Source organism: Vibrio sp. LB10LO1, from assembly GCF_010092875.1.
Classification (GTDB): domain Bacteria; phylum Pseudomonadota; class Gammaproteobacteria; order Enterobacterales; family Vibrionaceae; genus Vibrio; species Vibrio campbellii.
Genome location: NZ_JAADJW010000035.1, coordinates 24,150 through 44,727, shown reverse-complemented (window position 1 = coordinate 44,727; position 20,578 = coordinate 24,150). Strand labels below are relative to the sequence as shown.

Here is a 20,578-nt window from a genome sequence, read left to right as displayed (position 1 = left end):
AATCTTTGTAGTTATTTTGGTAATGCGAGCGGCACAATCTAAACCAAAACGGGCGCAAAGTCCCGTTTTAATTATTGAAACCCATGTTGCTGAAATGAAATTCTTAGTCGAGGTTTATTCACACTTCTGCTTTTCAATCTTAGCAATTGATTGATTGTACTTATTAAGTGCAGAATCGATCTGTTTTGGATGGCTTAATAAGTCAGCAAAAGCAGAACGTAGGTCATAGTTCTTTGGGTGGTTTGCTGATTGGCGGTCGCTGAACGTCTTTTGTGCCGCTTGGCCTAGTTCATCGCTGCGTGTCGCCAGTTGTTTTACATCGTGCTGTTCTAGCTTCAGCCATGCTTCGACAGGTTGCTCTGTTGCAACACGGCTAGGATCATTTTTCAAGAAGTAATGTACCGCTTCACGGTTAAGCTCAAAGTGGTGCTTACGACCTTCTAAGAACCACTGGCTTACTTCTTTCAAATCAGGGTATTGCGTAACGGTTAGGTCAACGAGATCTTGGTACCACTGTAGAGAAGCGTCGATGTAACCGTCGTATTTGTTTGCAAGACATTGCTGATCAGCAGCAAAAGTGAAAGTTGAGCTTGTAGCGAGGAGCGCCGCAACGACAAAGCGTTTCATTGTTATTCCTTTTGGTTGTATTCCCTTTGTAACCCTAATAGGCACTATGCCTTGCCTGTCACTGATTACCGATCCAAGAGTTAAAAATCAAAGGGCTCGATAACAAAGCGGTAAACCAGAAAATTCTCTTTGAATTGAGCATTTTGAGGTTACGTGGGTATTTGAATTTTTGCCGTATTGTAATGGATGTTAAGGACTATTCCTGAGATCTAGCTAGCAAGAGACACAAAGAAAAGCATCATTACAGGCACTAATAAGCTTAGGATAAAACCGCTAACAATCGCGACAGGCACACATCGAACACCACCAGTGGTTTGAATCACCGGTAGGGTAAAGTCCATTGCTGTAGCACCCGCGTAGCCAATAGCAGTCGAAGGATAAGTGCGAATAAATAGTGGAATCGCGACCAATGCAACCAGCTCTCGCATTAACTCAATCAAGAAGGAGGCTCCGCCAAAGATTGGGCCAAATGCATCGCCCATCAAAATACCCGCCAGAGAGTACCAGCCAAAGCCCGATGACATTGCTAACGCTTGATAGAGTGGTAGGTCGAGAATCATTCCGGCAATGACGCCACCGATCATGCACGTCACTATGATCACTGAAGCGATTGCCATGCCTTGTTTATTCAAAAGAATCTGGCGCAGCGTTAGGCCACTGTTGCGCAGTTGAATGCCAATAAAGAACAGCAATAGAAATAAAATCCACTCGCTTGCGGTATCAACCCAAGAAAGCCCAATAGGAAGAATTAAGCCAGCAATCAAACCACCGCCAACAACGACCACTAATTTGACCGATTCTAATGCCATAGAAGAGAGAGGAAGTTTCTTTTGATTTTGGTCCGTCTGCAAAGGCAGCAGTTTATCAACCAATGGCAAAGCCATGAGGTTACATACACCCAAGCAAACAAAAAAAGTGCCCGCGTAGAGGAGGATGGTTTGCAGGTTGCTACCAAGGTTATCAAGCTCAGCCAAGCTCAATCCCATCAAAGAGAGGATGACGTAAATAAGGTAAGAGGTCGATTTATTGATCTTCTCCAGTATTGACGAGCGAGAAACTGGAATTAAATAGCCCACCACTAATGGGGCGAAGATAAATAGCATCCCTGAGAACATAAAACTCAATGATTCCTTTCTGAGATAAGCAAGATAATTCAGCCACGCAAAAATGAATCAGAATACTATCTGAATGAAGTCGTGGCTGGATTTTGATGTATTAGAGATTAAAGACCGCTTGCGCTAAGCACTTCTTTAATTTCACTTTGGAAGTCAGTATCACTCATATTGCTGAGATCGTACAAGACCTCGGCGCCAGTTAAATTGAACTCTACTTCGTGATCTTCGATACGGTCATCTTGATTACGGAACATTAAGAGGTGATTAGCAATGCGAGCAATATCGAGGTAGCTGACCTCTGGACGTGAAGCTTCGTATTTCTCATTAGATGAAACTTCGCGGAAATCGTTATCAAAGCCCCATTTCTCAAGCACTAATTTACTCGTTGCAGAACAGCGGGTTTGGAATATCTGTAATGCGATATCTGGATCGAGGTAATTACCGCGATCAAGATACAAGTGGTATTCGTTTATCAAGCAGAACAAGCCGATGTCCGCCAATAAGCCAACCAACAATGCCTTCTCTTGTTCTAGATGACCATAAGTCGCAGGTTCATGCTTGCGAAACTCTTGAACCACCAAAACCATGGTTGCGCCAAGTTCACGAGAAACTGCGGCACTTTTCACCAAGATACTATTACATTCTTTAGTTAAGTTTACTGAATGCTTTAATTGTTCAATCGCTTGTGCAGTGACAATGTCTCTTACTCGAAGAATTCCGAGTCGAGAAACCGCTGTTATTAAGTCATTACAAGTGATATTGCGACGATTAAAGATAACGGAGTTCGCGACACGCACGACAACAGCAGCTAGGCCAGGATCTTCTAAAAGTGCATTGGCAACGTCTGCGATGGTGGTGTGTTCTTCAGTGCAAAGCTGTTGAATCCTGAGTACGACATCAGGGATCGGAGGAAGGGAAATTTTTCCAGTAGAAATAGACTGTTCAACCAGCTGAGCGAACTCAGATTCGAGTGCTTTTATAAGCTTATCTTTATTATTCGGTAGCCAGAAAAATGATAGATGTTCCATTACGACGCTGTGCTTGAGAGCTTTCGTACAGTGTACCCTCACAGTATGTTAGTTATCAATTAAATACCTGTCTCGCTTTCGCAATTGCCGCATTAATCACCATGATGCTTAATTTTTGGCAGTGGTTGCGTCAAAAAAACATCGGTCTAGGAGTTGTAAGTGTGAAACTAATCACGTATGTTGAATTTGTACTTTGGCATCTGTGACATAGATCCTAACTTATTTTTCAACGTTAAGTATGATTAAGACAGTTGGTGAGCGCAATTCACAAAAAATACGCCAACATATCGACAATTTATAATTCGCTACAAGCTGCTGTTTATCTGGTGACATCGCTAATCGGGGTAACTTATTCCAATTAAAGAGGTCAATGGACATGACAGACCAAGCTTTTTTTAACTATGTAAGCAATTTTAGTGAGTACCAAAAACGTTCAATGTTTGGCGGTATTGGTTTATTCAGCAACGACGCAATGTTTGCTCTGGTAAGTAACGACTGCTGTTACTTGCGCGGTGGCAATGGCCTTGATGAAGAGTTTACTCAACTAAACTGTGAAAAATATAAGCACGTCAAAAAACAAACGACGGCAACGGTAAATTATTACGATGTAACAGAATTGTTCGATTCCGGTTTTGCCGGGTTGGATGAGCTGCTACAAAAATCAATTAATTGTTCTATCAAGGAACGCAAATACCAAAAGTCTTCAGCCAGTAGACGTTTGCGTGATCTACCGAATATGCAGCTAACGCTAGAGCGTATGGTAAAGAAAGCTGGTATTGATGACGTAGACACGTTTTTGGAGCTTGGCCCAGTAGAAGTCTTCAACAAAGTAAGAGTGGCATACGGCAGTGATGTAGACGTTAAGCTACTTTGGAAGTTTGCTGGTGCGATTGATGGTATCCATTGGAAACTGATCCAAGAACCACGCAAGAAGCAGCTACTGGCTATGTGTGAATAAATCTATTTAGTTTCACGATGATTGACTCGTTTAGGATGAAGTTAGCGAGTCATAAAAGGTGAGTGTTGAAAGCGACAAAAAGGAAGTTGATGTTTTTGACCACTTCATTTGAGTTAGTCATTGCAACAAATTAGTTTTTACCCATAAAAAACCGAGGCATATGCCTCGGTTTTTGTATTTTTGCTTCTGTTGGAGCGTAATCAAATGATTGATTAGAACTTGAAGCGAGTCGTGAACATTACTTGGTCACCGTAGAAGTCGTTGATACGCGCTTCTGCACCTAGAGAGAATAGCTCTGTAGAGTGGAATCGAGCGTAAACCGAACCGATCCAATCGTCATCGTTGTCGATAGATACGTAACCTGCTTTACCCCCCACTTCTAGCTGAGGACCAAGCCACTGGCGTACACCAAGGTTAAGTTCCATACCCACGTCTGTGCTGCTTGAGTTTGATGGCTGCACAACACGCATTAGCATTTCACCAGTTAGGTCTGCCCAGTTGTTAAGTGGAGAGTGGAAACCAAAACCTGCAGCAGAGTCGAAATCGCCATCGAATTCAGAATCGATGCGCGCAACTACGTGTGCATTTGGGTGGATTGATTTGCTAAAACCAGCACCGAATGTCACAGGGCTTGCACCAATGCGAGCTTCCATGTAGTCGTAGCTAAAGTTGCTCATTGTTGCTGGAGCGTTGTAGTCGTTCGCAGCTAGAGCTTGGCTAGATGCCAGCAAAAGGGCAGTGGCTAATAGTGTTTTACGCATAACTAACGATAAACCTTGTCTTATAGTTCCATGGATCCAAGTAACCACTTGAACCGTAATCTGATTTGTTCGACATCATAATAAAAACCAAGGTCGACGACCAACAAAAAAGTGCCGATGTTTTGTCAAATGAGTCAATTGTGCCATGTTCACAGCAAAAAACGCGCCATGTAGGAGGTATCTTGGTGCCTTTTTCTCGCAAAACGATTATTCGCCGAAGCTTGCTCGTCTGTTAGCCATTGCATTGAGGATGGCTTCTGCATCCAGAATTGAGGTCCACGACAACAGGTTGTCATCATTTTCTATCATAAAAGCAGTCAGTTGAGACGTGGTGGCTTCCCGCAGTTCTTCACCTTTCCATGGCTTGGCGATGTAGTAATCGAGACTTCCATGATTTACAGCTTCAACGGTGTCTTCTAGGCCTGCTTGCCCGGTGAGTAAGAGTTTACGTGCCGATTTTGTGTCACCATTTTGACTGAGCTCGATTAAGAAGCTTATACCAGTCTGCTCTGGCATGATGTGGTCACAAAGAATGAGGGCGAGCTGAATGCCATCTTCCGCCATTTCTTCAATCACTTGTTTGGCTTCCGTGACGGATTCCGCGCCCTCGACCACAAAGTTATCTTCAAATGGGATCAAATCCTGAAGGACACTATCCAAGACTTCTCTTTCATCATCCACGCACAAAATCAGATATTTAGTCATGCTTCATCTCCTTCTTGAGTGATAGGTAACCAGACGGTCATGCAAGTGTACTGGTTGAGCTCGGACTCCACCTCTATCCAGCCTTTATGGCTAGCCATAATTTGTTGGCAGATAGAAAGTCCGATTCCTAAGCCGAAATTGCCTTCTTTCTTGGTTGTAAAGTTGAGTTCAAAAATGGCTTTTTGTTGTGATTTTGGGATGCCGCATCCGTTGTCTTTGAATGAGATGACAGCGTACGTTTGATTATTTTTCTCGACCGATCGCGATCGAATAGTCAGCTCGCCTTTATCGGGGAAGGCATCAATCGCGTTGGAAATCAGGTTGGTCCATACTTGCTGCAGCGCAATGGGTTGGCAGAGCGTATGAGGCAGCGGAGCGTAGTCAGTGGTGACCTTGTGCATTTTGAGCTTGTTTTCAAAGATCACTAACGTATCTTCAATGCCTTCATGCAGATCAGCAAAGTGCAAACTTTCATCATCGGAACGTGCATATCCCTTCAAGCTCTTCACCATGTCGGCAATGCGGGCAGCACAAACATTTATCGAGCGAAGTGATGAGCCGACTTGATGATATTGCTCTAATGTTCCTAATGTCTGTAATGAATCCGCTTTTTGACGAGTAAGATCTGTTATCAACGCTTTATCGGATTCGAGACCAAGGTTCACGACTTTTTTGGCTAGGTTCCTATCTGGCAGGGAGTTGCTAAGCTGTTTAACGCGCTCTCTTAACTCCGCGGTTGAGGCTGGCTTAACCCTTTGGGCTCTAGTCAACAAATCAACGCCCTTTTCTTGAATGTCGTGGCTAGGGAGTTCTGTGAGCAGATTCTCCAGTGTCTGCGTCAGATTTTCCACCCCGCGGAGAATGGCTGCGATAGGGTTGTTTAACTCATGGGCAACGCCGGCGACAAGTTGCCCAAGCATCGCCATTTTCTCTCTCTCAATAAGTTGCTGGTGGGCAGATTCTAGAGACTCCAGAGTTTTTTGTAGTTGTAACTTGGTGTTGATGCTGCGTTGCAATCGTCGGTTGAAATGACGGAGGAGCAGGTTAGTAAAGAGCGGTAATAAGTTTGAATCGCTCTGCATTACTTTGCGGAATTCGTTTCTATCTAGCTTAATGACTTCTGTTTGAGTCAGGGTCAGTGCCGTAGAAAATGAGTTTTCTCCGGTGACAAAGGACATGCCGCCAATGATATTACCTTTAGAGTGACGAACCACTTCACGTTGCATTCCTAGCTCGTCGCGTTTGTACAGCGCAACTTCACCACTGGTGATAAACCACAAGAAACTGTTGGGTTCACCTTCTACCGTCAGTAAGTGTTCTGGGGAGTAGGTTCGACATGCTTCACTATCGTCATCTTGTTCAAAGAAATGTTGTAGTGCGCTGATCACTTGTTCCGCCAGCTCTTCGTCAGAAAGAGAGTGGTAGTCGTTCAAGAAGCCTGCTTGGTAGTTGCTCATTTGATTTTCGATGTGAGCACGAAGCAACTTGTGCTGGTCGAGAATTTGGCTGTAGCTAAGTAAGTCTTCTCTATCGTGACGAAGAATAAATTGGGTAAGTTCTTTTTGTGCCGTATTGAGCAACACCTTGTCTGGCAGTGGTTTCGTTAAGCAATGATCTAGGCGTCCTTCATTGACGGCGGTTAAGATTGCCTCAATATCAGAAGAACAACTGATAAGGATCTTTCGAGCTTGCTCGGTATGGGGTTTACGATCTAAACCGATAAGAAAATCGACGCCGTTGAAATGCGCGTGATGGCTAGCGATAACGAGCGCCACTTTTTGTTCTCTCTCTTCGAGATATTCCAAGGCACTCTGGGCTTCTTCTATCGATTCTACCGACAGAATATCAAACTTGCTCGAGAAAGCTGACAACTCCAAGCGAAACTGCTCGGCACTAATGGGATTGTTGTCGAGGCACAATACGGCGTAGCGGTTCACAGTGGTTTGAGCTCCGGTTAAAACTTGGCACTAACAACATATCAATTAAATACAAGAATGGTTGGGAGCTGGGTATTGTTCTCGATTAATGAACTAAAATAACCATCAATAGTCTGATATATCTCAATGTTTTATCCGCTTTGGGTTTGGGTTAGACTGAGCACAAATACTCAATAAGTGACGTTATGGAAAATCTAAAAAAAATGGGTGCCATCGGTGGCGCTATTTCTCTTGCGCTATGTTGGCCGTTAGCGGTTGGTCAGATTGGTCAATCTATTATTGAAGACGGCATTGCCAATATGAACGATGAGATGGTGAAAGGCGAGGTTGTTGAATATGACCGCGGTTACTTATCTTCCGTTGTTTTGACGCGTTACACCGTGGTTGATCCAGAAATCAAAGCGCAGCTTGAACGTGATGGTTTGCCAACAGCATTTGATGTGACCAGTGACGTAACTCATGGTTTAACAAGCCTAAGTGCAGATTCTAGATTAGTAGACGCGGATTTCTTGCCTTTGACAATGCACAGCCAAACTCAGCTTAACGGTAATACCGATTTCACGCTTGATTTAGCGAGCTGGAACTACCAAAACGACGCTCAAGGTATGCACCTTTCATCAAGTCCTGCTCAGGTTAAAGGTAACGTGACAGTTCTTGGTGATTTGAACTACCAAGTGTCGATCCCTTCGGTACAGATTGATTTTGAAAACGGCGAAGAAATTCACCTCACTGAATTGACTGGCGAGGGTAAAGGCAAACAAGCGAAAGGTTACTGGTTAGGTGAGCAATCTTTCTCACTGCAAAAGCTGGATATCGTTGATGCGCAACTGGCGCCTTTGTTCCTGATTGAAAATGCTAGCTACAGCGGCAATACCTCTCTCAACGAAGCGGGTGATAAGCTGAGTTCGAAACTGGTGTTGGATGCGAAGCAAATGCGTCTAACGGATGGAACAGATGTTGATAACTTCAAGCTGGACTTTGCTATTGGCGACGTAGATAGCAAATCGTTTGATGAGATCATGTCGATTTACCAAAGCTCGCCAATGCTTGATGAGCAAGAAATCCAAAAACTGTTGCCACATATTGATGCGCTCTTCAGCAAAGGCTTTAGTCTTTCTGTGAACGAACTGTCTTTGGCGTTTGGTGAAGGTAAGTTCCGTAACGAATGGCAACTGTCTGTTCCTCAAGGCACGGACAACATCACTCAAGACCCAATGAAGTTGATGACAGCAACGAGTGGTTCACTTAACACCTACTTCTCGGATGAGCTGGTGGATCTCTACCCATTCATTCAAGAAAGTGTTGATGAGTTGATGGTGATGGAGCTTATCGAGAAAAAAGACGACGGTTATGAACTAAAAGCGCAAATTTCGGATGGGAAATTGAAGTTCGAAAATGGACAAGAGTTTCCTTTAATCGCACTGCTTATGCCAGCGATGATGCAATAGAGAAGTTTACAAAGTAAGTTTTTAGCTTTTTCAGTTTAAAAAGAGGTCGTAAGACCTCTTTTCTTGTTTTTATCCCTGCAAAAACGTGATATTAATTTCGTCATACTTACTTAGCAGGAGCAATGAGCATCATGGAACAAAATACGGACAACGTATTTAACTTCAGTGCAGGGCCAGCAGGTCTGCCAAAAGCAGTCATGCAGCAAGCACAAAAGGAGCTAATCAACTGGCAAGGTCTTGGTACTTCAGTGATGGAGATCAGTCACCGAAGTAAAGAGTTCATCAAGGTTGCGGAAGAAGCAGAGCAAGACCTTCGTGATCTTCTGAATATCCCAGACAATTACAAAGTACTGTTTTGCCAAGGTGGTGCTCGTGCTCAATTTGCCGCTGTTCCACTTAACTTGCTAGGTGATGCGGAAACTGCGACTTACATTGATGGTGGTTACTGGGCAGAAAGTGCCGTAGCAGAAGCGAAAAAGTACTGTGAACCTGACGTGTTTAATGCAAAAACAGTCATCGATGGAAAGGCTGCTGTGCTGCCAGCAACAGAGTGGAACATCTCACCAGACGCGGCTTACGTTCACTTCTGTCCTAACGAAACCATTGATGGTGTTGAAATTAACGACCTACCAGTAACGGACAAACCAATCGTTGCTGATATGTCTTCAACCATTCTTTCTCGTGAAATTGACATTTCAAAGTACGGCGTGATTTACGCTGGCGCACAGAAGAACATTGGCCCTTCTGGCATCGCGATTGCCATCGTACGTGATGATCTGCTTGGCTTGGCGAAGCAAGTACTACCAAGCATTTTGGATTACAAAGTGTTGGCAGAAAAAGAGTCGATGTTCAATACGCCACCAACGTTTGCTTGGTACTTGTCTGGCCTGGTATTCAAATGGCTGAAAGAACAGGGCGGTGTGAAAGCGATTGAGCAAGTAAACCGTGAGAAAGCGGCGCTGCTTTACGATTACATCGATCAGTCTGATTTCTACCGCAATGGTGTTTATTCAGCTAACCGCTCGCTAATGAATGTTCCATTCCAGCTTGCGAAGCCAGAGCTTGACGGCACATTCCTAGAGCTTGCTGATGCGAAAGGCCTTAAAGCGCTAAAAGGTCACCGAGCAGTAGGAGGGATGCGTGCTTCAATCTACAACGCGATGCCACTTGAGGGTGTTCAAGCGCTTGTCGATTTCATGCGTGAGTTTGAGCAACAGTACGCTTAAACATTTGCTGTGATATAATCCAAAAAGGCGTCGCAAAAGCGGCGCTTTTTGCTTTCTGCAGCACAGTGAAATCGTCAATGGAAGCATTCGCACATTTCCATGGCGCTTGTTTGAATCGGTACTTGTGGTTCGCTATGTTTGTTTTGATGTCAGTCATTTTCGAGGGTTCTTGTGAGATATCTGAGCTGTTTCCTTCTCTTGTTTCTTCCTTCTTTGATTTCCGCGCAGGAAATCCAAGTGTGGAGTGGTATTGAGTACTCCACGGTTGCTGAAATCAATGAGCGATTTCAGGAAGAGACGGGCAATACACTCGCCATCCGAGAATTTGATGTTAATAATATCCGCTCTGAGTTGCTGCTCGCCAAACAAACTGGGATTACGGTACCTGATGTAATTTGGGTGCCTTCAGACTTCCTTGGTTTACACGATTACTTTGACCTCGCCAAGATTCCACCGAGTTGGATAGAGGAAAAGAGTATTGAACCTAAAGCTCTTGAATTAGTGACGGTAGATGGTGCTATCTACGGTGTGCCACTCGGTTTGGGGAATCACCTTGTTTTGTACGTAAATACAAAACTGACGGACGACATACAGCCAACATGGGAAACGTTATTGGAAAAAGCGAAGCAGGGAGAAAACGCCCTAGCGATGCAATATCCCAACATGTACTTTCTTATGTCGTTCGTTCCTATGTTCTCTGATCACAGACCTGAACCACTTACTGATATCGATGTCTCTGCGTTAGCTGCAGCACTCAAATTCTATGGCGCGTTGCCTGAAAAAGGGGTGGTGCACGATGAAGTATCTCAAGAGCAAGCGCGCGCTCAGTTCATTCAAGGCAAAGTCTCGTATTTGATTGATGGAGACTGGGCATTGGGTGAGTTGAAGCAGCATTTTTCAGCTGAGCTGAAGATCAGCAGTTTACCGACTTACAATAACCATCATATGCATTCTCTGAGTGGTGGGAAGGTGCTCGCTTTCAATGCCGAAGCCATGGCAAATAGCGATAAACGTAAAGCAATGCGCACTTTGGCCACCATTGTACAAAACCCTGAGTTTATTGAAGATGTGATTATTAATCAGAACCTTATTTCCACGAACCGTTCCATAAACCGTAAATGGTATGATGCAAATAGCACCTATTATAGCGAGTTGTACAAAGAGCTGACGCCAGCCTATGCGATGCCAAGTACGGTCGAAATGGCGGTAACATGGGAAGCGCTTATTCGCGGTTATAAGCGTTATCGTTCGGGGATGCCAGCCAAAAGCGCAGCTCAATTTGTGGTCGATTTTATCCAAAATCACTCACAGCATATCCATCGTCGTAGGAAGTCATCATGATTAGTTTGCGTAGCATACTGACTTTGATTGTCGTTGCAGGCTCTCTTTTGCCTGCCTATTGGGTTGGGATCAGCATGATCGATAAGCACCAAGCAGACCTCTTGGTGCAAAAAGAGATCAAGTTGGAAAACACTAATCAAGGTATTCAGAAAACCATCAGTGAAGATCTAACATTCGTTGTTAACTTAACTCGTTGGTATTCAAAAGATCGCCTGTTAGTGCAAGGCATGGATAATGTCCTTTATTCAAGTGTTATCTGGCAAATGATTGAGACCTTCGAAGGGCTTGCAACAAACGTCAGTACGACTTACATCATTGATAAGAATTGGCAGCCGATGTATGAGAGTAATGGCTCTGTCTATCATCTAGAGAACAGCCGTCTTTTAACCAAAATTCGAGCCGCAGATGTGCTTTATAAGCAAGGTAAAATGTACCACACCACTTACTTTGATGAAGGCTTGGTTTATAAAGGCGGGCAGAGTGGCATTGCGATTGTTAGCCCACTTTTGCCGTACACTTTGTTACCTGGTTCAGAATATGAGCCTCAAGGTTATCTGGTCGTGTTGGTGTCTTACCAAGATCTGATCCAGATCTCTCAACCTTTTCTCTACAAGCAAGAATCGGTCAATTTTCACTACGGTGATGTCCGCTTGACTAAAGGAGATGACTCAAAGTTCATGAGTGACATCGTGGTTACAAACCGGAACTTTGTTGAGCCCCTCGAAATCTCAATGATCCATTCGGTTTCTAACGCTGCTCGTGATCAAGAGTTGATGCAATCCAAGCAGCAGTTATTAAACATTATTGTTGCAACGTTAGTAGTGACGCTTGTTATCGCAATTTTGGCAAGTCGTTGGCTGACCCTACCAATCCGAGAAATGGCGATGGTGGTTCGTAGTTTTAAAAATAATAAGCGGCCAGACCTCACACCTAAACGCTTTCAATTCAAAGAGTTTAGACAGCTTATGAACCTTTTAGATTCACTGTGGGTTCAATTGACGAATCACATGGACGAGCTCGAGATTCGAAACCAAGCGTTACGTAAAGCTAACCAACAAGTTCAAGATACCAATGCGCAGTTAGCGAACTTTAACCAAGTTCTAGAGCACCGAGTAGAAGAGCAAACGGCAGAATTGCGTGTGAACCTAACGCGAGAGGAAGCGCACAAAGCCAAGTTGATGATATTGATTAATTTCACGAACAGTCAAGCTGGTGTCGGTTATCACGCTATTCCTGAAGTGATTAACTCGGGTTTGAATCGCTTGTTACCTCAGTCTGATATGCATTTTAGCTTTACAAAGCCCAAAGGCGAGAGAGTGAAAACCATGCGCTCATCAACCGGCACTATGGTGGGGTATTTTGATTACGGCACCTATGCGTTAGATGAAGAAGAACGCATCTTACTTGAACTATTCAAAAAGCAGTTGTACTCATGGTTAGAGCTAGAAGATTTCGCGCGCAGAGACAAACTATCTAAGTGCCTAAACCGTAAAGCGTTTGATGATGACTATGAGTTCGCTCGCCAATCGGTAGCGAAAGGCTGCTGGGACTCGATGGCAGTCATCATCATCGACATTAATGGACTCAAAACGCTTAATGATAATTATGGACACGATCGAGGCGACTTACTGATTTCAAAATCTACGCAATTGATCAAGTCGGTATTACGAGATGAGTTGATGCTTTATCGCATCGGTGGAGATGAGTTCGCGATCATTGCACCTGAACGAAGTCAGCAATCATTGGAAGCATTGATCAACTCGCTAGAAGAAGCGCAAGAAGACAAATGGATTGATCTATCGGAAAGCACTCGTTATCCAGTGAAGTTCTCTGTCGGTGGGGCATCAAGTGATAATGTTTCACTAGATAATCTATTTTCCATGGCAGACGAGGCTATGTATGAGAAAAAACGAGCCTTCTATCAACTCTCAGGCAACGAATAACGGCTAATGTAAACAGTGATAGAGAGCCCTCACTCCATGTTGGAGTGAGGGCTTTTTAATGCCGAAAATTTACTTTAGGTGCAGAGTTAAGGGTTTTGCGACTGCAATTGAGGCGATGGGTGAGGCATCATCAAGCGGGTAAGAGATATTCGAACTAATGATGCCTGCGTTGTATAGGCAGTACACAAGATCCAGTTTGATGTTGCTTTGTTCTAATTCCACGCCGGTAAACACGGTGCCGCAGTCAGAGATTTCAGTGAGGTTGACGGCTTTTTGTAAAGAGATCTTAAGTAATCGATCTTCAGCATCGTAACTGAACGATCTTACAGCGAAGTCGTCGATATTGATAATGGACTGATTCTCTTCATCAGTATCCAAGAAAATTGGGTTTACTTTATCCCTGTATCGAATCGATAGCGTTCCATGTAAATCAAATGGATAGCGAATTTTTTTCATGGTTCTCACCTGTAGGTAAATCGGAAGCACTCTACCTACCGATATTAACGAGTGAATGGAAACATGGGATAGCATCCAAGAAATAGATAAAAGCATGTTTGCTAAGTTGGTTTTACAGAGCAAATGTGAAAACGCCAAGGAATGAGATTGAACTAAAGTGACGGCGAAGTAGTCAACAATAAGCATATTATTGAAATCTAATCTGTTATTTGCCTACGAAATGAGATTTGAGAAAACTAGAATATAAACACATTGATTTCGTGCCCTTTGGCAAAGATTGCTGATGCAAGGCCTATTGACCAAGTACGAAATAATGAAAAGACCAACGAGGCATAGGAAAGAGGGAGGTGCAATGTTGGCCTTTAATCGCAGTGGATACTCAATGATGAAATTGGGGAAGCTTACTTAGCAGATGCAACCAGAACGTTCTGTACAGGCTTCGCAGTTTCGGTGAGAACAAACACCACAACAAGTAAGCAGATAGAGAAATTCTGGCTGAGTAAACAATTCACTTGTCTCTATGTACATGATGGCTCGAGTATAGCGCTTAGAACCAACCTTAATCGCTCCTACAGGGTTTTCGCCTTCATAGGCTGCTACGCTGAAGCCCATTTTTAGCATGACATCTACCGAGCTTTTGAGTGTCACACTCGCATAGTAATGATGGATCTGAGCGTTTTGAGCTAAGAAAGTAAACTCTGTATGTAATTGCTTCCGAAAAACACGCTCGTTCTTCGAGTGTTGACTGATGGCGTAATAAGAATACACCCCTTTGTCTTTTATCCCCTTAGTCAGCCTAAGATCGATTGAATCGATAGGTAAGCGGTTCTTTTTAATTCTATCAATCTCATTTTCAAATGTTGGTTCAGTAAAGAACATGCCAATGTTATGGCCGACTAACTCCTTGTTAGAAAGGTATTTGTAAGCGATTGCTCGACCGTCTCGCTGGTATTCAACCAGATCGATGGAAGTGAGATTATGTTTGACGTTAAGCCACTTCAACTGATTGTGAAAGTTGTTGAGACTATGGATGAAGTCTTGCTCATTACTTTGGCTGAGCTCTTCCTCGTCAATATGGTTATGCTCAATAGGAAATGGCGTGTTGTAGTCAATTCCTGAAAGAATAGACATCGCATCCTGATATCGCTGCTTCAACGACAATTCAAATTGCTCCACGTCATCTTTTAACGATGAGTCTACCCCCAAACTGCACAAATAAGGCAGCAAGTTATTTTCAAATGCCCTAAGCACCCTTACCCTTCGACTAAGGCTTGGTTGAGTGATGCCTCTTTCCCAGCGACTGAAAGTGACACAATCTATGTTGGCTAAATCACCACCTAATAGGTTTAACCTTATCGATGCTTGCTCCTGAGTTAACCCTAATGTGGTTCTTATTGATTTTAGATAACTCCCGAACACTTTACTTTCCCCCTTTGGTTTAAAACATGTCCATAGCTAAATTTGTTATATTTGGTAGAAGTTATGTGCATGATATTTCCCTGCCGAATATGTCAATTACTTGAAATGGTATTCCATTTACACACAGCCCTTAAAAATTGATATGGCGTATGGGAGGCTGATAATGCATTAATATTTATGTCGTATTTGTTCATAAATATTACGCAAATCGTATTATGTTTGTTGTTAAATTGAGAAGGCATTGTACTTATTGAGGGAATAGAAGATGCCTAGTTCAGGACTTATTTGTCCTAAATAACAATAAAAATGCCTTGAATTTACTCTCTTTTTTAGATTTGAATCCCATAGGTTAATGAAATATATACACTTATCCATACGGTAAATTATTTTTTGCACTTATCTTAAAAGTGAGAAACGTTCGACAGGGAGAACATATTTCATATGAGTATATTAGATATTTATTAAGGAGTTAGTCGCTCAGGATTAATTAGAGTACAAGCACTAATTTTTAATGGTAATTAATACGATTTCATAGTGCTTGTTATATTAGAAGGATGACTTATATCGATTTTTAGCCATTGATGATATTGGCTTGATGTTGATGAAGAAGAGAAATAATCGATGGTTGAGCTAATAAAACTGCGGTATCTACTTTTAGTAAGCATTTACGATATGCTGTTTTTCCAATTTTAACTGACCCTATTTTATCGGGAGTATCGTAAGCGATTTTTTCTGCCCCTAGGCTTACCAAATAATCAGTAAACTGGTTATCAAAGGCGTAATAGTACAGTTGAGTAATGTTAGAACGCTGAGCAATGTAATCGACCAATGTAGGGTGAAGAATCATGAATACCTGTTCGCTGGTCGCATAACGACTTAAACAACATAAAGCAAGTTCTCTGGCTTCTGAGTATGCCCGTGCAAGCTTAAACGGTAAGGTTTGATGCGGTGTACTAAAGCAGGTATCTAGATCTTCCACGCGAAATAAAAAAGAAATGGAATGACCGCGAACTTTTTGTGAAGCGCTGTCTTTGTAGACTTTGGCAATCAGTTTCTTTTCTTCATGCATTGTTAAGAAGTCTAGATCGATCATTCCAGGATAGTGGGCATCTGCATTCAGGAAAAAGTTTTTTAACCGAGTAAGGTGAGTGTCAACCTCGTCTTCAAATAACGTTTCTTCGGTAATCTCAATCTCTTCGCTGGGCTTCAACTCTTCATAGTCTGACATCATCAATAACGCACGCTGGGAGCGAAAGCGTGTATAAAGAATATCATCTAGAAATGTCTCATCTTCGGGGGAGGGGATGGACAGTAAGAAGGGCTTTAGATCCAGTGTTAACTCACGCAATACTTTGATGGCTTTAATCGTATTGGGTGTGGTGGTGTTTCTCTCCCAGCGACTTACTGTCACTGAGTCAACGGATGCGAATTCGGGGTTAGCAAGGTTGAGCTTTGTGGCCAGTTCCCTTTGGGTTAATCCTTGTTGCACTCTCAACTGTTTTAGATAGTCTCCAAACATACATGTACCTTGTTGTTATTATTGAAAGGAGGCCTGCATTACTTTGGTCTCCTAAATTAGGTTAGTTGATTATTGAGAATATTGTTTCTTCAATAGTAGCAATAACTCAGGGCGAGTCATCCAAATTGCACTATCAAGCTTGAGGAGGCAGCGCATGTACTTTTCTGTCCCAATTTTGACGATGCCATGCTCACTAGGTTCATCAAAAGCGACTTTCTCTGCCCCAATCCCAACCATATAGTCGGCCGTGAGCTTATCAACGGCATAGTAATAGAGATCTTGCACGTTAGCGTGTGTAGCTAGAAAGTCGATTCCAGTTTGATGGTCAATCCAAAAGGTTGGCTCGTCAGAGCAAAAGTGGGTTAACGCGCAGATTGCCATCTTTTTCGTTTCAGCATAGGGCTTGGTTTTCCTTATCGGTACTTTGAGATAAGGGGAGCAAAAATAGTCTCTCAAGTCGTCTGCATGAAAGAAGAAAGACAAGGAATGTCCATGCAACTTTCCCGTTAAGCTATCCAGATATTTTTTGCCGTAAATCTTATGATCTTGTTGATACTGATAAAGGTCAACATCGAAAAACGAGTTATGATCAATGCCAATACCGCTTAAGAAGTTCTTCAAGTTTTCTTCATACTTTTTTCCCCTAGTTTCAAACAGAGGGGCTTCAACGACATCGCTTGGCTCTGCGTCTTGATTAGAACGGTATGACGTATTCATGAGCACATCTTTCGGTGAGTGGTAACGCTCATTGAGGTAATGGTCAATGAGCGTTTTATCTTCATCGAACTCAATAGAGAGGAGATAGGGTCTAATATCGTTTGTGAGTGTACGAAGCACTTTCACCGCTTTAACGGGATTCGGTGACGTAATATTGCGTTCCCAACGACTGACCGTTACGGAGTCGATAGAGGCAAATTCTGGATCTGCTAAATTCAGTTTTACCGCGAGTTCCTTTTGCGTAAGTTGTGCTTCAGTCCTAAGTCGTTTCAGGTAATCCCCAAACATACATAAGCCTCATGATGACTTGAATCGTATTTCATTCTTTCTTGATACCACATAAACAGTAGTAACCGTTTTTATGCTAGGCAGAGTTACCTTTACTCATGTCAATAATATGTCTGAATTTGGTTATATCCTGTTCATCTATAGGAGGCGATAACAATAATCGGTCTTGCTTATTCGCATGTTAGTAGGGATAGAATTTCTGGCCTTGATAACCAAATTGCACTGTCGACGCGATATAAACAGCGTTTAAATGATTGGTTACCTATTTTTACAATGCCGTTGTCACTTGGTGTATCAAAGGCCACTTTCTCTGCATCTAAGCTATTCATATAACTTACTGACCAATGGTCTACTGCATAAAAATACATATCATGAATATTCGCATGAGTTGCAACAAACTTTGCACCAAATGCACCATTTTTCCAAAACACGGCTTCATTCGATGAGAAGCGGGAAACGGTGCAGACGGCCATAGTGCGGTTTGCTGAATAAGGTCGAGATTGCTGCAACGGAACAGGAAAGAAAGGAAATGAAAGATATTGGCGTAGCTCGTTTGCATCAAATAAGAAGGAGATATTGTGTCCAAGGATCTCTTCGCTTTCTTTGGCAATATACTTACGAGTAACGGCTTTTTGCTCTTGTTGATATTGATACAAATCGATATCAAATAATGCACTGTTGTCTAGAGATAGACTCGCAAAAAAGTGCTTTAAGCTGTTTAGATAATCATCCTGGCTGCTCTCGAGTAGCGGTGCCTCTAGGACATCTTTACATTGGGTCGGAGCCTCATAAGAATCACTCATTAATTTGGCCCAAGGAGACTTAAATCGATACTCAACGATCTCGTCAAAGATACTTTTACCTGACTCCACTGGAAGAGAGCTAAGAAAAGGCATTAGATCTGTTGTCAGCACTCTGAGGACCTTGATCGCTTTAACGGTAGTAGGGGCAGTGGTTCCTCTTTCCCAGCGGCTAATCGTTACAGGATCAATCGAAGCAAAATCAACGCTCGCAAGGTTTAACTTCGTCGCGAGCTCTTTTTGTGTCAGTCCAACCTCTTCCCGTAGTCGTTTTAGGTATTCCCCGAACATTCACTTCCTCACATTTCGAGCTCTGGATTAGGTTATTGATTGCTATGTCATTATAGGTTCCGCATGGCAGAGCTCAAGAAATTGGCTTTTCTGATGCCTACTATTGTGCAATACGCTCCGTTAATCTTTATATTAGACAATGATGGTAGACGGTTATACTTATGAAAAATTCAACAAGGGAGGATGAATGTAAAACGGTCTTTGCAGATATACGCGAAGGTGCTTTTTATCCTATCTTTCAACCTATCTATGGGTTACAACGCGAAAACCAGATCGGTGCCGAGGTTTTAACTCGATGGAATAAACCTCGATGCAATGAAAAATCGTTCCGTTGCATCGAAGAAGAAGGCTATGCCAACTTTTTTACTCAGCGGTTATTTAAAAAGCTCTCTACCAGTCTGGGAGAGTTGCCTGAGTCTATCAGTTTTATTTCGGTTAATATTCCACCGTCTTATCTTTCAAGCCTATCCTTTTTTTCTGATGCGCTTCCGCTACTTAAAGCATGTAAGCGTTTTGGAGTGACACTTTGGCTTGAAATCACAGAGCGGACGCAGTATCCCGCTGAGGTTTGGAACAGAGCCGTATTTAAAATGAACCTGCAGTTATGCCAATGTTTGGGCGTTAAGATCGCCCTAGATGACTTTGGACGTGATAACCATAGGGACGAGTCGATCATTCGCTATGTCGCACCTGATGTCATTAAACTCGACCGAAGCTTGTTGAGAAGACAGGGGGCTCAATACGAAAAGTTTTGGCAACGTTTGGCGAGTTGGAAGCTTCAATATAAATTTGATCTGGTTGCGGAGGGGATCGAAACCTCGGATGAGCTCAACTTTATGAAGAGTTTAGGCATTTGTTATGCTCAGGGTTATTACCTTCATAGACCAACTGTGGTAGCCGATTTTTGCCCTAAATTATGTGAGTATAAACCGGGCGGTTTAGCGCCCACAGCGTTGTGGGCTTAAAGGTCAGATATTTCCAACTTGTTGATTTAGCCACGCAATAAAAAGCTCAAGCTTTCGAGAATGTTTTTCGTTAGCCGTAACGACATAATATTTCTGTTTGCATTGCAGAGTTTGGTTTTTAAAAGGCGTGATCAGTTCGCCGGATTTAAGTCGCTTTTCCACAAGTGATAATCGACCGATAGCGACACCCGCATTGTGCATTGCGGCACTAACTGCCAAATCGGATCGGTCGAATGAAATGCTTGGAATAGCGTCAATGTCTGTTATGCCATTTTCCTTTGCCCACAGCGTCCATTCATCGTGGTGGGAGTTGTAATCCCATGCTTGGTTGTCGTGAAGTAGGGTGGCGTTTACCAAATTCGCTGGCTGTTCAAATAGGTTAAATTGCTCTGCATACGCTTGAGTGCAGACCGGGATGATCTCTTCACTCATCAACTCTTTCGACCACAACTTTTCTGGTATCTGCTCATCGAAATAGATCGCAGCATCGATACCATAGCCTTGGAAATTGACGTTCTCATTGCCAGTAAGAATATTCAGCTCGATGGAAGGGTGCTTTTGCTTAAATCGGTACAACCTAGGTACAAGCCAACATTGCGCAAAAGAAGGGCGAGAGTAAATCGTCAGCTCTCCGGAGACTTCGCCATTTCTGACTTCCATTACCTCTTGGTTTAACTCGTTGAGCGTTCTGTTCAAGGCGAGATAAATACGTTCCCCTTCTTCTGTGAGCGTGATTTTTCGGTGAGAGCGGGTAAACAAGGCAATGCCAAGTTCTTCTTCGAGCTTGTTGATACGGTGAGAGATGGCGCTGGGCGTCATGGAGAGTTCTTCTGCCGCCAGAGAAAATGAACTGTGTCGGGCTGCCACTTCAAAAGTATGAAGCTTGGAAAGTTGAAAACTATTGATGCGTTGGTTCTTGGCGAAAATATTGTCTCTGGTGTACATGTGCGTTATTGAGTCGAACTTGATAGAACACATAATAACGGCGTTGTTATAGTTGGTCTCATCTATGGGTCGAAAAATTCACTAAACGT

The 20,578-nt window shown here is 43.0% G+C and carries 18 protein-coding genes; 6 read left to right on the top strand and 12 right to left on the bottom strand.

Annotation, left to right across the window (positions count from 1 at the left end; genetic code table 11):
- Positions 1-114 precede the first annotated feature (114 nt).
- The 3 genes from GXP65_RS20230 to GXP65_RS20220 form a co-directional block, all read right to left on the bottom strand.
- Positions 115-627: a hypothetical protein gene (locus GXP65_RS20230; protein ID WP_038891356.1), complete on the bottom strand. Its 513-nt coding sequence runs from the start codon at positions 625-627 to the stop codon at positions 115-117.
- Between the two features lie 209 nt (positions 628-836).
- Entirely contained in the window at positions 837-1,742 is a 906-nt protein-coding gene (locus GXP65_RS20225) for a lysine exporter LysO family protein (RefSeq protein ID WP_162093583.1), read from the bottom strand.
- Between the two features lie 107 nt (positions 1,743-1,849).
- Positions 1,850-2,770 carry an HDOD domain-containing protein gene (locus tag GXP65_RS20220; RefSeq protein WP_005428540.1) on the bottom strand — a complete coding sequence of 307 codons (921 nt, stop codon included), beginning with the start codon at positions 2,768-2,770 and terminating at the stop codon, positions 1,850-1,852.
- 370 nt (positions 2,771-3,140) lie between these two features.
- On the opposite strand from GXP65_RS20220, the gene GXP65_RS20215 reads away from it, so the two are divergent.
- Complete coding sequence (locus tag GXP65_RS20215) at positions 3,141-3,728, top strand: TfoX/Sxy family DNA transformation protein (protein WP_005428539.1); 588 nt, start codon at positions 3,141-3,143, stop codon at positions 3,726-3,728.
- A 212-nt stretch (positions 3,729-3,940) separates the two neighbouring features.
- Here the strand turns inward: GXP65_RS20215 and GXP65_RS20210 are convergent, their stop codons facing one another.
- From GXP65_RS20210 to GXP65_RS20200, 3 genes are all read right to left on the bottom strand, one after another.
- Positions 3,941-4,489, bottom strand: a complete 549-nt coding sequence (locus tag GXP65_RS20210; protein WP_005428519.1) for a hypothetical protein — start codon at positions 4,487-4,489, stop codon at positions 3,941-3,943.
- 207 nt (positions 4,490-4,696) lie between these two features.
- Positions 4,697-5,194, bottom strand: coding sequence for a response regulator (locus tag GXP65_RS20205; protein ID WP_162093578.1), 498 nt, complete (start codon positions 5,192-5,194; stop codon positions 4,697-4,699).
- Positions 5,191-7,131 carry an ATP-binding protein gene (locus GXP65_RS20200; RefSeq protein WP_162093577.1) on the bottom strand — a complete coding sequence of 647 codons (1,941 nt, stop codon included), beginning with the start codon at positions 7,129-7,131 and terminating at the stop codon, positions 5,191-5,193. The genes GXP65_RS20205 and GXP65_RS20200 overlap by 4 nt, the downstream gene beginning before the upstream one ends.
- A gap of 185 nt (positions 7,132-7,316) precedes the next feature.
- Here GXP65_RS20200 and GXP65_RS20195 point away from each other — a divergent pair, with 185 nt between their 5' ends.
- The 4 genes from GXP65_RS20195 to GXP65_RS20180 all read left to right on the top strand — a co-directional run bounded on the left by GXP65_RS20195 (position 7,317) and on the right by GXP65_RS20180 (position 13,089).
- Positions 7,317-8,579, top strand: a complete 1,263-nt coding sequence (locus GXP65_RS20195; RefSeq protein ID WP_045378356.1) for a DUF945 family protein — start codon at positions 7,317-7,319, stop codon at positions 8,577-8,579.
- 131 nt (positions 8,580-8,710) lie between these two features.
- Positions 8,711-9,805, top strand: a complete 1,095-nt coding sequence (serC, locus tag GXP65_RS20190) for a 3-phosphoserine/phosphohydroxythreonine transaminase (RefSeq protein ID WP_162093576.1) — start codon at positions 8,711-8,713, stop codon at positions 9,803-9,805.
- A 237-nt stretch (positions 9,806-10,042) separates the two neighbouring features.
- Positions 10,043-11,146, top strand: coding sequence for an extracellular solute-binding protein (locus tag GXP65_RS20185; RefSeq protein ID WP_233966224.1), 1,104 nt, complete (start codon positions 10,043-10,045; stop codon positions 11,144-11,146).
- Positions 11,143-13,089, top strand: coding sequence for a diguanylate cyclase (locus GXP65_RS20180; protein WP_162093575.1), 1,947 nt, complete (start codon positions 11,143-11,145; stop codon positions 13,087-13,089). The genes GXP65_RS20185 and GXP65_RS20180 overlap by 4 nt, the downstream gene beginning before the upstream one ends.
- Positions 13,090-13,158: 69 nt before the next feature.
- Here GXP65_RS20180 and GXP65_RS20175 read toward each other — a convergent pair whose 3' ends face one another.
- From GXP65_RS20175 to GXP65_RS20155, 5 genes are all read right to left on the bottom strand, one after another.
- Positions 13,159-13,545, bottom strand: coding sequence for a hypothetical protein (locus tag GXP65_RS20175; RefSeq protein ID WP_005428530.1), 387 nt, complete (start codon positions 13,543-13,545; stop codon positions 13,159-13,161).
- Between the two features lie 405 nt (positions 13,546-13,950).
- Positions 13,951-14,964 (bottom strand): DNA-binding protein, encoded by a 1,014-nt coding sequence (locus GXP65_RS20170; protein ID WP_086369488.1) that lies wholly within the window; start codon positions 14,962-14,964, stop codon positions 13,951-13,953.
- A gap of 571 nt (positions 14,965-15,535) precedes the next feature.
- Positions 15,536-16,483: a helix-turn-helix transcriptional regulator gene (locus GXP65_RS20165; RefSeq protein ID WP_162093574.1), complete on the bottom strand. Its 948-nt coding sequence runs from the start codon at positions 16,481-16,483 to the stop codon at positions 15,536-15,538.
- A 69-nt stretch (positions 16,484-16,552) separates the two neighbouring features.
- Positions 16,553-17,488: a helix-turn-helix transcriptional regulator gene (locus GXP65_RS20160; RefSeq protein WP_162093573.1), complete on the bottom strand. Its 936-nt coding sequence runs from the start codon at positions 17,486-17,488 to the stop codon at positions 16,553-16,555.
- A 170-nt stretch (positions 17,489-17,658) separates the two neighbouring features.
- Entirely contained in the window at positions 17,659-18,579 is a 921-nt protein-coding gene (locus tag GXP65_RS20155; RefSeq protein ID WP_162093572.1) for a helix-turn-helix transcriptional regulator, read from the bottom strand.
- Between the two features lie 161 nt (positions 18,580-18,740).
- Between GXP65_RS20155 and GXP65_RS20150 the strand changes: the two genes are divergently transcribed.
- Positions 18,741-19,544, top strand: a complete 804-nt coding sequence (locus tag GXP65_RS20150) for an EAL domain-containing protein (RefSeq protein ID WP_162093571.1) — start codon at positions 18,741-18,743, stop codon at positions 19,542-19,544.
- 3 nt (positions 19,545-19,547) lie between these two features.
- On the opposite strand, the gene dsdC is transcribed toward GXP65_RS20150, so the two are convergent.
- The gene (gene dsdC / locus GXP65_RS20145; RefSeq protein ID WP_162093581.1) at positions 19,548-20,489 is read right to left on the bottom strand and encodes a DNA-binding transcriptional regulator DsdC; all 942 of its coding nucleotides are present in this window, start codon (positions 20,487-20,489) and stop codon (positions 19,548-19,550) included.
- Positions 20,490-20,578: the final 89 nt, after the last annotated feature.